This is a genomic window from Dankookia sp. GCM10030260 (assembly GCF_042666655.1).
GTDB lineage: Bacteria > Pseudomonadota > Alphaproteobacteria > Acetobacterales > Acetobacteraceae > Paracraurococcus.
In genome coordinates this window covers 328,692-340,038 of sequence record NZ_JBHTDE010000005.1, presented here as the reverse complement: position 1 = coordinate 340,038, position 11,347 = coordinate 328,692, and the positions used below count along the sequence as shown (strand labels likewise).

Sequence of the window (11,347 nt, the reverse complement as noted above, 5' to 3'; positions counted from 1 at the left end):
CTTTTCAAGCCATTTTTCGCCATGTTCGTGGCACTACATATTTGCCAAACTCCGGGGAATCAGGCAGCAGGCCGCGCAAAATCAACCACTTGCCAACGGACTCCCAACGGGGACTGTTCAAGTTGGGCCAGAAGCCCAGCAGCAGCGCCGCGGCCGTCGCCAGCACGAACAACCGCAGGGGAAGGACGGAGACCGGGCCGAACACCAGCGGCGATCCGGCGAAGGGGTTGGGGATCAGCTTCGCCACGCCGCCCCAGATCCACATCTGGCCGTTCTGCAGCACCAGCGCGGCGCCGATCATGACCAGCATGACGCTGTCGATATCCGCCCCGCGCATCCGCCGCAGCAGCAGGAGTTCGAGCAGCGCGCCGAGCGCCACGCCCGCCAAGGTCGCCAGCAGCAGGGCCGCGAAGAAATTCACCCCCGCCAGCGAGACCAGCGCATAGGTCATGTAGGCGCCGAAGGCGTAGAGCTCGCCATGGGTGAAATTGACCACGCGCATGACGCCGAAAACCAGCGTCAGCCCGATCCCCAGCAGCGCATAGGTGCCGCCGAGGACCGTGCCGTTCACCAGATGCTGTAACGCCTGGTCCATCAGAGCAGGCTGGTCTTGCCTTCGCTGAGTTTCAGGATGGTGACGTTGGGCCGGTTCTGGCCGCTCTCCTGGCCCGCCGGGCCCTCCTTCTGGAAGGCGATGTCGCCGTTCACGCCGGGGATCCTCACCTTCCACAAGGCGTCGCGGATCGCCGCCGGCTCGGCCTTGCCGGCAATGCGGATGGCCTCCGCCACGGTCAGCATGGCGTCGTAGCCGCGGAAGCCCTCGGTCAGGCCGGCGAACTCCCAGCCCTTCTTCTTCCACTCCTCCGTATAGGTCGCGGCCAGCGCCGGATGCGGCGCCCTCTCGGGGAACCAGGGCGCGTAGAACAGGATATGGAAGCTCTCGTTGCCCGCCGGCAGCGGGTTGGCGATGAGCTGGTCGGGGAAGGCGCCGCCGGTGGTGACGATGCGCTTGCCAAGGCGCTGCTCCACCGCCTGACGCAGGGCAAGGGTGGTCTGCTCGACGCCGGTGGTGACGAAGACCGTGTCGCTGTCGGTCTGCTTCAGCGCGGTCAGCTGCGCCGCGAGGTCGGTGGCATCCGGCGTCATCGTCTCGGTCCGGCCGACGGCGATGCCCTTGGCCGCGAGGGCCGCGCTGAACTTCTCCGCAGCACCTCGGCCGAAATCGTTGTTCACCGACAGGAAGCCGATCTTCCTGATCGGCGGGTCGAACTTCGAAAGCTGCTCGGCGAAGGCCAGCGCCTCCATCTCGCTGGTCGGAGAGATGCGGAAGACCCAGGGGTTGCCGGAGGTGGTGATGCGCGCGGCCGACGAGGTCTCGACCACCATCGGCACCTTGTACTCGATCAGCTTCGGCATGATCGCCAGGGTGAAGGTGCTGGACCAGGCGCCGATCAGCACCGGCACCTTGTCGCTCAGCACCAGCTTCTCGACCGAGGCCACGGCCTCCCGCGGGTTGGACTTGTTGTCCTCGAGGATGAGTTGGATCGGCCGGCCGAGCACGCCACCGGCGCGGTTCAGCGCCTCGGTGGCGATCTTCGCGCCGTTGGCGACGTAATTGCCCGAAGCGGCGACGGCGCCGGTCAGCGGCTGGGTCATACCGATCCTGATCGGGTCGGCGGCGAAGCCGGGGCGGGCCAGCGCCGGCAAGGCGAGGCCGGCGAGCAGGACGGAACGGCGATTGGGCATGCGGGTCACCTCGGCTCGGCGCGGCCCGGGGCGCGGACCTTTTCGGTGGCGAGGCCAAGCAAGGCCGGTGCCACCCTTGGCCCGGACGGCAGCGGCGTGCCTGGCGCCCCCACCGCCCGCGGTTTGAGCGACGGGTGATCAGGAAATGTGCGTACACCCACCTATTTCCGGTGCCAGGGCCGGCCCGAGGCATGGCATGCTGCTTGCGTCCCCCAGGCGAGCCCGGAGACCGCCCGATGTCCGACCAGCCCAAGCCCTTCGACCTGATCCTGCGCGGCGGCCATGTGATCGATCCGGCGCAGGGGCTCGACGGCATCATGGATGTCGCGGTGCGGGATGGCCGCATCGCCGCCATCGGCAGCGCCCTCGCCGGCCCGGCGACGCAGGTGACCGATGTCTCCGGCAAGCTGGTGCTGCCGGGGATGATCGACACCCACGCCCACGTCTTCCGCTACGTCACCGGCCGCTTCGGCCTGGATGCGGACATGGTCGGCGTGCGCTCGGGCGTCACCACGCTGGTCGACCAGGGCGGACCCTCGGTGCTGACCTTCCCGGCCTTCCGCGAATACATCGCCAGGCCCTCGGCCAGCCGGGTGCTGGCCTTCATCTCCGCCTACATGGTCGGCGGGCTCGAAGGCCACTACTACCCCGAGCTCTACGGCCCCGACTGCATCGCGGTGGAGGACACGATCCGCGCCGGCCAGGCCAATGCCGATCTCGTCCGCGGCGTGAAGGGCCATGCCGAGATCGCCGGCTTCACCCGCTGGGGCAATGCGGCGATGCGCAAGGCGGCCGCGATCGCGCGCGGGCTCGACCGGCCGCTCTACATCCATTTCGGCCAGCTCTGGCCGATGCCGGGCGAGGGCACGCCCTACGACCCCGACGCCATCCTGCCGGAGATGCTGGAGATCATGCGCGCCGGCGACGTGCTGGCGCATCCCTTCACCCGGCATCCGGGCGGCTTCGTCGACCGGCACGGCGCGCTGCACCCGGTGGTGCGGGAAGCATTGGCGCGCGGGCTGAAGGTGGATGTCGGGCATGGCTCCCACTTCTCCTTCCGCATGGCGCGGCTGGTGATCGATGCCGGGGTGGTGCCGGACACGCTCGGCGCCGACATGCATGGCTACAACACCACCCTGCCGAAGCCGCGCGGCACGCCGGAGGCGCATCCGGACGATGCGGAGAACCACCTGTTCGCGGGGAAGCAGAATTTCTCCCTCGCCTCCGCCATGACCAGCATGCTGGCGCTGGGCCTCACCCTGGAACAGGTGGTGCCCATGGTCAGCACGCATTGCGCGGCGATGCTGCGGATGGGCGACGAGATCGGCGCGCTGCGGCCGGGCCGGGAGGCGGACATCACCGTGCTGCACGACGAGCGCGGCCGCTTCCGGCTGGAGGACAACGAGGGCACCGTGGTGACCGCCGACCGCTTCCTGCGGCCCGCCTTCTGCCTCCGCGCCGGCCAGCGGTTCGACGCGGATTCCGAGGTGCTGCCGCGGCCCATCCTCGCCGAGGCGGCGTGAGCGCGAAAGGCGTCGGCGCATCGCTCCGCCGCAAGGAGGACGCGCGCTTCCTGCACGGCCGCGGCCGCTATGTCGGCGACATCCGCCCGGCGGGCACGCTGGAGGTCGCCTTCCTGCGCAGCCCGGTGGCGCATGCACGGCTGATCGGCGTGACGAAGCCGGCCGGCGCCGAAGGCCGCGTCTTCACCGCCGAGGACCTGCCGGAAATCGGCCCGATCCGCGCCAATTCCGCCCTGCCCGGCTTCCGCCATTCGGAACAGCCGGCGCTGGCGCGGGACAAGCTGCGCCATGTGGGGGAGCCGATCGCCGCCTGCGTCGCGCCGACCCGGGCCGAGGCCGAGGACCTCGCCGCCGCCTGCGAATTGGCGTTCGAGGCGCTGCCGGCGATCGCCGACATGCTGCTGGCCCGCGCCCCCGGCGCGCCGCTGATCCACGAGCACTGGCCGGACAACGCCTTCCTCGAGACCCGGCGGGAGGAGGACCTGTCCGACCTCGACGCCGTCGCCGCCGCCAAGGTGGTGCGCACCTTGCGCACCGCGCGGCAGTCCATGGCGCCGATCGAGGGCCGCGGCGTGCTGGCGGAATGGGATCCGCGGCTGGACCAGCTGGTCGTCACCAGCGCGGCGCAGATGCCGCATGTGACCAAGACCGGCATCGCCGAATGCCTGGGGCTGGATGAGGGCCAGGTGCGCGTCGTCGCCCCCGATGTCGGCGGCGGCTTCGGCTACAAGGGGATCCTGCTGCCGGAGGAGCTGATCTGCGCCGCCCTGGCGATCCGCCTGCGCCGCCCCGTCCGCTGGCTGGAGGACCGGCTGGAACAGCTGACCGCCAATGCCAATTGCCGCGAACACCACTACGTCGTGACCGCCTGGGCCGATGCCGCGGGGAAGCTGCTGGGCGCGGAGGTCGACGCCACCGTCGATGCCGGCGCCTATTCCGCCTATCCCTTCAGCGCCTGCCTGGAAGCCGCGCAGATCGGCAGCATCTTCCCCGGCCCCTATGCGCTGCCGCGCTTCCGCTTCCGCACGGTATCGGCCTGCACCAACAAGCCGCCGATCCTGCCCTACCGCGGCGTCGCCCGCACCGGCGTCTGCTTCGCCATGGAGACCACGCTGGACGCGCTGGCACGCAAGCTGGGCCTGACGGCCGACGCGGTGCGCCACGCCAACCTGGTGCCGCCCGAGGCGATGCCCTACCGCAACCTGGTCGGCAAGGTGTTCGACAGCGGCGACTACCCGGAGGCGCTGCGGCGTGCCGTCGCCGCCGTCGACATCGCCGGCATCCGCGCGCGCCAGGCGCGGGGCGAGGCGGTCGGCTTCGGCCTCGCCGTCTTCTGCGAACAGGGCGCGCACGGCACCTCCGTCTACCACGGCTGGGGCATCCCCTTCGTGCCGGGCTTCGAGCAGGCGCAGGCCCGCTTCACCCCGGATGGCGTGCTGGAGCTCCGCGTCGGCCTGCACAGCCATGGCCAGGGGCTGGAAACCACGCTGGCGCAGGTGGCGCACGAAATCCTCGGCGTCGATCCGGCCCGCGTCCGCCTGGTGCATGGCGACACCGCGCTGACCCCCTATTCGACCGGCACCTGGGGCAGCCGCGCCATGGTCATGGCCGGCGGCGCGGTGGCCGAGGCCTGCCGGCTGCTGGGGGAGCGCGCCGTCGCCATCGGCGCCGCGCTGCTGCAGGCGGAGCCCGGCGCGGCGGTGCTGCGCGGCGGCGCGGTGCATGCGGGGGAGGCGCAGGTCACCCTCGACCAGGTCGCCCGCACCTGGTTCCGCAGCCCGCAGAACCTGCCCGCCGGCGTCGACCGCGGCGGGCTGGAGGTGACGGCCGGCTACCGCCCCGACCCCGACACCGGCACCCACAGCTATGCCGCGCATGCCGTGGTGGCGAAGCTGGATACCGACACCGGGATGGTGACGCTGGAGGACTATGTCATCGTCGAGGATGGCGGCACGCTGGTGAACCCGATGATCGTCGACGGCCAGGTGCTCGGCGGCACCGCCCAGGGCATCGGCACCGCCCTGTACGAGGAGATGCCGTTCGACGCCGAAGGCCAGCCATTGGCCGGCACCTTGGCCGACTACCTGCTGCCGGGCGCTGCCGAGGTGCCGGACATCCGCATCGAGCACATGGCAACGCCCAGCCCCTGGACCCGCTTCGGCCAGAAGGGCATCGGCGAGAGCGGCGCCATCGGCCCGCCGGCCGCCATCCTCAACGCCATCAACGACGCGCTGGCCCCCTTGGGCGCGGAGGTGCTGGAACTGCCGGCGACGCCGGCCCGCGTGCTGGCCGCCATCGCCCGGGCGCGCGCATGAAGCCCGCCGCCTTCGACTATGCCCGCCCGGCCGATTGGCCGGCGGCGTTGGCGCTGCTGGCGTCGGGCGCCCGGCCGGTGGCCGGCGCGCAATCGCTCGGGCCGATGCTGAACCTGCGGGTGGCGACGACGGACCGGCTGGCCGACCTGCGGCACCTGCCCGGCTATGCCGGCGTGCAGATCCGGGGCGACCTGGTCCGCATCGGCGCCGGCACCACCCACGCCGCCATCGAGGACGGCGCGGTGCCCGGGCGGCTGGGCGCGATCCTGGCCGGCGTGGCACGCCGCATCGCCTACCGCGCGGTGCGCAACCGCGGCACGCTCGGCGGCAGCCTGGCGCATGCCGACCCGGCGGCCGACTGGGTCGCGGTGCTGTCGGCGTTTCCCGGCGTCGCCTTGGCGCTCGGCCCGCAGGGAGAACGGCGCATCCCGCTGGCCGGCTTCATCCCCGGCGTGATGGAGACCGCCCTGCGTGCCGACGAGTTGCTGCTGGCGGTCGAGCTGCCCGCGCTGCCGGACGCGACGCGCTGGGGCCACTGGAAATTCTGCCGCAAGCCCGGCGAATTCTCGAAGGCCACCGCCTGCGTCCTGGCCCTGCCCGCCGCCGCGCCGCGCGCCGTGCTGGCGGCACTCGACGCCGCGCCGCTGGTGATCCCGGACGCCTCCGCGCTGCTGGCGGCGCCCGCGGCGGAGGCCGACCGCATCGTCGCCGGCTTCGGGCTCGACGACCCCTGGCGCGCGGCCCTCGCCCGCACCGCCTTGCGCCGCGCCGTGGAGCAGGCCGCATGATCACCATGACCGTCAACGGCGAAAGCGTCACCCTGGCCGCCGAGCCGCGCACCCACCTGGCCGACCTGCTGCGCGGCGACCTGCTGCTGACCGGCACGCATCTGGGCTGCGAGCACGGCGTCTGCGGCGCCTGCACGGTGGAGGTGGACGGCGCCCCCGCCCGCGCCTGCCTGCTGCATGCCGGCAGCTGCGACGGCGCGACCGTGCGCACCATCGAGGGCTTCGACGCCGACCCGCTGATGGCCCGGCTGCGCGAGGCCTTCGCCGCCGAGCACGCGCTGCAATGCGGCTATTGCACGCCGGGCATGCTGGTCACCGCCCGCGACATCGTCCTCCGCCTGCCGCAGGCCGATGCCGCGCGGGTGCGGGAGGAATTGGCGGGCAACCTCTGCCGCTGCACCGGCTATCGCGGCATCGTCCGCGCCATCCTGTCCGTGCTGGCGGCGCGCGCCGCTACCTGACGGTGGGCGCGGCGGCGCCCCTACCTCACCTTCGGCGCCGCGGCGCCCTCGGCCTCATGCGCATCCACCAGTTGCCGCAGCAGCCGCAGCAGCACCGCCCGGTCGGCCGCCGGCAGCGGCGCCACCAGCCGGGCATGCGCCCGTGCCGCCGGCAGCTGCATCCGGGCCATCACCGCGGCGCCGGCGGCGGTCAGGGTAAGCAGCCGGGTGCGGCGGTCGCGCCCGGCCGCCACGCCCAGCAGGCCGGCAGCCTGCAGCCGGCGGATGACGTCGGCGGTGGTGAAGCGGTCCAGCCGCAGCCCCGCCGCGGCGCTGCGCTGGTCCATCCCCGGCGCGGCCTGCACCAGGCTGAGCAGGCTGTACTGCACCGGGGTCACGCCGATGCCGGCGCATTCCTCCTGGAACATGGCGGAATGCACCTGGTGCAGCCGGCGGACCAGCACGCCGGGCCGGTCCAGCAGCAGCGTGGCGGGATCCGGATCGCAGCGCCCCGGGCGCGGGCTGGCGGAGGCATCGGGCATGGCCTGCTGCATGGCACCGCGCCGCCCCGCCCGGCAAGGGTGCGCGTCGGGCGCGGCATGGCCCATCCCGAATCCCGCAGGCGGCATTCGATGCATGTTGCTGCGCCCCGGTCCCGACGTTAGCGTAATGGCGCGTCCAAACGCTCGTGCCGCCCCTGCCGGATAAGCCACCCCGGCACGCGGCCGAAGCCAACAAGGGAGGCCTGAATGCGCCTTGCCACCATGCTTGCCGCCGGTCTGGCGGTCGTTTCCCTCGGCTCGGTGCCTGTCCAGGCGCAGGCCCCCACCGGCGCCGCCGGCGTCGTCACCACCGCCACGCTGGCCGAGGCCTGCAGCGCCAGCGGCACCGACATGATCGGCGCCACCGCCATCGGCTATTGCCGCGGCTTCATCACCGGTGCCGGCCAGTACCACACGGAGATGAGCGTCGGCCGGACGCCGATCTTCTGCCTGCCCAGCCCCTCCCCCACGCTCGAGGCCGTGCAGGTCTCCTTCGTCGCCTGGGCGCGGGCCAACCCGCAGCGCGGGCAGGAGAAGGCGCTCGACGGCCTGCTCCGCTGGGCCTCCGACACCTACCCCTGCCCGCCCGCGCCGGCCGCCGCCCAGCCCGCCGCGCGCAAGCCCCGCTTCTGACCCGGGAGGATCGATCATGACCCATCGCTTGGCGACGGCCGGCCTCCTGGCCGCGGCCCTCTCGCTTTCCGCCTGCGCCGATCTCAGTCCGACGGCGCAGCGCACCGGCACCGGCGCCCTCGGCGGCGCCGCGGGCGGCGCGCTGATCGGTGCCATGGCCGGCAATGCCGGGCTCGGTGCCGCCATCGGGGCCGGCGTCGGTGCCGCCGGCGGCTTCGCCTGGGACCGCCACAAGCAGAGCAACGAGCGCGCCTTCAACCAGGGCGTCCAGGCCGGACGCTCCACCCCGCGCTGAGGATCCCCTGATGGCTGGCAGGATGCCGCTGCGGCGGGGACGGAAGATGCGATACCTCGCGCTGCCCTTGGCACTCGGCATCCTGTTCGGCGCCCCGGCCGCCTTCGCGCAACCGGCGGGCGGCGAGGCGGCGACCATCGCCGAACTGCGCCGCCAGCTCGAAGCGATGCAGCGCCGGCTGGACCAGCTGGAGGCGCGCAGCGCGAGGCGCCCGCCGGCGGCCGTGGCGGCGCCGGCCCCGCCGCGTGCCACGGCGCAACCCGAACTGCGCGCCGCACAGGACGCCGCGCGCCAGGCCCAGGCCCAGGCCACCGCCGCGGCGGCGGAAGCCCGCGCCGCGCGGCAGGAGGCGCAGCAGGCCCGCGCATCCGCCGGCTCGGCGGCCAGCATCGCCGCGCCGGTCGAGGGCCTCGACCCGCCCGAGCCTATGGGCCGCGCCTACATCACGGAAGATGCGCTGCGCGCCGACCTGCCGGGCATCGCGCTGCGCATCCCGAACACCGACACCCAGGTGCGGCTCTACGGCTTCGCCAAGCTGACCACCTGGGCCGACTTCAACGGCCGCAACCAGACCGACGCGCCCTCCCCGGCCTCGATCCCGCTGACCGGCAGCCCGGCCGACCAGCAGGGCGGCGACTACGGCATGACGGCGCGGTTCAGCCGCTTCGGCGTGGACACCCGCACGCTGACCGGCTGGGGCACGCTGGAGACCCGGCTGGAAGGCGATTTCGGCGGCGGCTCGCCGACCTCCTCGAATGCCGTGTTCCGGCTGCGCCAGGCCTGGGGCGAGCTCGGCACCCCGGCCTTCCGGGTGCTGGTCGGCCAGGCCAACAGCCTGTGGAATGAAGGCCTGTTCGAGACCATCATCGACGCCACCAACCTGAACCAGTCCTTCATCCGCCAGGCACAGATCCGCCTGACCGGCCGGCTGGCGCCCGGCCTGACCGGCCAGGTCTCGCTGGAGGCGCCGGAGACCACCTATGTCTCCGCCGCCGGCACCTTCAATCCGGGCAGTTCGCTGGGCAACGGCGCCAGCCCGGCCTTCAACGCGATGCCCGACCTGCATGGCCGGCTGACGTATCGCGAGTCCGGCTGGGAGCTGGGCCTGCGCAGCATGCTGCGCGACCTGCGGATCGAGACCGCCGGCACCGCCGCCACGGGCGGCGGCCGCAGCGCCACCGGCTGGGGCCTGGCCGGCCACGTGCGGATGCCGCTCAGCCTGCTGGGCTCAGGCTTCGGCGCCGACGAGCTGATCGGCATGGCCTATTACGGCGAGGGCATCGGCCGCTACTTCTTCGGCAATACCGGCGGGCAGGATGCCACCTCCAACCTCGGCCTCGCCTCGGCCGGGCTCGGGCTGCGGCTGGACCCGCTGCCCTCCTGGGGCATGACCGCGGCCTGGCGGCATTTCTGGGAGGCCCGGTGGCGCAGCAACTTCGCCTATTCCTACGCGCGGCAGGACTACCCGGCCTATGCCGGCGAATTCACCCCCGGCTCCGCCACCGCGCTCGGCCTGAACCGGGAGGTGCAGCAGGTCTTCGCCAACCTGATCTGGAGCCCCTTCGCCGAGGAGCGCGCCGGGACTGTCACGAATGGCTGGCTGGACATCGGGCTCGAATACCTGTTCACCCGGCGTGACCTGTACGGCGGTGCGACGACGGCGGGGGCCGGCGGCGTCGGGCATGGTATCGCCAACCGCGTCCTGTTCGGCGCCGTCGCCCGGTTCTGAGCAGGCGGGACCTGACCCGCGCCGGAGGGACCGCCTTGCCGATGCCGAGACGCCGCTTCGCCCTGCCCCGGCTGGGCGGCCTGCTGCGCTGCCTGCTGCTGCTGCTGCCCCTTGCCGGCTGCGCCAATGTGCTGCGGCAGGACGCCCCGCCGGCCGAGGCCACGGTGGGCCTGCCGGTGCTCGGCGTCCCGAACGCCCGCTTCTGGCCGGACGGCCCGCCCGACGCGCTGCGGCGGGAAGCCGACCTGATGCTGGCGCGGCAGGGCGCGGGCACCGGCCGCGCCCTGCCGCCGGCGCATTTCCTGGCGCTGTCGGGCGGCGGCGACAACGGCGCCTATGGCGCCGGGCTGCTGGCCGGCTGGACCGCGACCGGCACCCGGCCACGCTTCGACGTCGTCACCGGCATCTCCGCGGGCGCCCTGATCGCGCCCTTCGCCTTCCTCGGCCCGGACTACGACCCTGCCCTGCGGGAGGTCTTCACCCAGCAGGCGCCGCCCGACCTGATCCTGCTGCGGCGCATCCCCTTCGCCGTGCTGTTCAACGATTCGCTCGCCGACACCTCGCCGCTGACGCGGCTGATCCAGCGCCACGCGGATGCGGCGATGCTGGCCGCGATCGCGCGGGAATACGCCCGCGGGCGGCTGCTGCTGATCGGCACCACCAACCTCGACCTGCAGCGGCCGGTGGTCTGGAACATCGGCGCCATCGCCGCCAGCGGCCACCCCGATGCGCTCGCCCTGTTCCAGAAGATCCTGCTGGCCAGCGCCTCCATCCCCGGCGCCTTCCCGCCGGTGCTGGTGGATGTCGAACACGACGGCCGCGGCTTCCAGGAGATGCATGTCGATGGCGGCGCGGCGACGCAGGTCTTCTTCTACCCGCCCTCGCTCACCCTGCGCGGCGCGGCGGGGCAGCCGCCGCGCCAGCGCACCATCTGGGTGATCCGCAACGGCCGCATCGACATCGAGGCCGCCAGCGTCAACCGCGGGCTCTTCTCCATCGCCCGGCGCTCGATCGCCACCCTGCTGCATTTCAGCGGGGTCGGCGATATCAGCCGCATCTACCTGACGGCGCAGCGCGACGAGGTGGGCTTCCGGCTGAGCTTCATCGGGTCCAACTTCGCCGCCGAGCGGCGCGAGCCCTTCGACCAGCGCTTCATGCAGGCGCTGTTCGACTATGCCGAGGCCAAGGCGCGCAGCGGCACCGCCTGGGTGGACGTGCCGCCCGTGGTCGGCACCCTGGCCGCCACGGCCGATCGTCCCGCCGCCCGCTAGCCGACACGACGCAAGGAAACCTTCGCCATGTCCGACCAGCCCGTCATCGCCGACCCGACCGCGGC

Annotated in this window: 11 protein-coding genes; 8 read left to right on the top strand and 3 right to left on the bottom strand. The window is 72.9% G+C overall.

The annotated features are described in order from the left end of the window. Nucleotides 1-4 precede the first annotated feature (4 nt). Both ACFQS7_RS19075 and ACFQS7_RS19070 read right to left on the bottom strand, forming a co-directional pair. A complete protein-coding gene (locus tag ACFQS7_RS19075; protein WP_380068704.1) occupies nt 5-595 on the bottom strand; it encodes an ABC transporter permease subunit in 591 nt (196 codons plus the stop codon). After that, nucleotides 595-1,746 (bottom strand): ABC transporter substrate-binding protein, encoded by a 1,152-nt coding sequence (locus ACFQS7_RS19070; RefSeq protein ID WP_380068703.1) that lies wholly within the window; start codon nt 1,744-1,746, stop codon nt 595-597. Before ACFQS7_RS19070 ends, ACFQS7_RS19075 begins: the two co-directional genes overlap by 1 nt. A 236-nt stretch (nt 1,747-1,982) precedes the next feature. Between ACFQS7_RS19070 and ACFQS7_RS19065 the strand changes: the two genes are divergently transcribed. From ACFQS7_RS19065 to ACFQS7_RS19050, 4 genes are read left to right on the top strand one after another with little or no spacing between them, the layout of a single operon-like run. Further along, nucleotides 1,983-3,269, top strand: coding sequence for an amidohydrolase/deacetylase family metallohydrolase (locus tag ACFQS7_RS19065; protein ID WP_380068702.1), 1,287 nt, complete (start codon nt 1,983-1,985; stop codon nt 3,267-3,269). Continuing rightward, complete coding sequence (locus ACFQS7_RS19060; protein ID WP_380068701.1) at nt 3,266-5,584, top strand: xanthine dehydrogenase family protein molybdopterin-binding subunit; 2,319 nt, start codon at nt 3,266-3,268, stop codon at nt 5,582-5,584. Before ACFQS7_RS19065 ends, ACFQS7_RS19060 begins: the two co-directional genes overlap by 4 nt. Further along, nucleotides 5,581-6,372 (top strand): FAD binding domain-containing protein, encoded by a 792-nt coding sequence (locus ACFQS7_RS19055; protein WP_380068700.1) that lies wholly within the window; start codon nt 5,581-5,583, stop codon nt 6,370-6,372. Before ACFQS7_RS19060 ends, ACFQS7_RS19055 begins: the two co-directional genes overlap by 4 nt. Continuing rightward, entirely contained in the window at nt 6,369-6,833 is a 465-nt protein-coding gene (locus ACFQS7_RS19050; RefSeq protein ID WP_380068699.1) for a (2Fe-2S)-binding protein, read from the top strand. Before ACFQS7_RS19055 ends, ACFQS7_RS19050 begins: the two co-directional genes overlap by 4 nt. A gap of 20 nt (nt 6,834-6,853) precedes the next feature. Here the strand turns inward: ACFQS7_RS19050 and ACFQS7_RS19045 are convergent, their stop codons facing one another. Then, nucleotides 6,854-7,354 (bottom strand): MarR family winged helix-turn-helix transcriptional regulator, encoded by a 501-nt coding sequence (locus tag ACFQS7_RS19045; protein ID WP_380068698.1) that lies wholly within the window; start codon nt 7,352-7,354, stop codon nt 6,854-6,856. Between the two features lie 207 nt (nt 7,355-7,561). On the opposite strand from ACFQS7_RS19045, the gene ACFQS7_RS19040 reads away from it, so the two are divergent. The 4 genes from ACFQS7_RS19040 to ACFQS7_RS19025 are packed head-to-tail and all read left to right on the top strand — an operon-like array spanning nt 7,562 to nt 11,282. Further along, the gene (locus ACFQS7_RS19040; protein ID WP_380068697.1) at nt 7,562-7,987 is read left to right on the top strand and encodes a Rap1a/Tai family immunity protein; all 426 of its coding nucleotides are present in this window, start codon (nt 7,562-7,564) and stop codon (nt 7,985-7,987) included. 16 nt (nt 7,988-8,003) lie between these two features. After that, entirely contained in the window at nt 8,004-8,282 is a 279-nt protein-coding gene (locus tag ACFQS7_RS19035; protein ID WP_380068696.1) for a glycine zipper domain-containing protein, read from the top strand. A gap of 10 nt (nt 8,283-8,292) precedes the next feature. Next, nucleotides 8,293-10,011: a DcaP family trimeric outer membrane transporter gene (locus ACFQS7_RS19030; RefSeq protein ID WP_380068695.1), complete on the top strand. Its 1,719-nt coding sequence runs from the start codon at nt 8,293-8,295 to the stop codon at nt 10,009-10,011. Nucleotides 10,012-10,052: 41 nt separating this feature from the next. Beyond that, nucleotides 10,053-11,282, top strand: a complete 1,230-nt coding sequence (locus ACFQS7_RS19025) for a patatin-like phospholipase family protein (RefSeq protein ID WP_380068694.1) — start codon at nt 10,053-10,055, stop codon at nt 11,280-11,282. Nucleotides 11,283-11,347 lie beyond the last annotated feature (65 nt).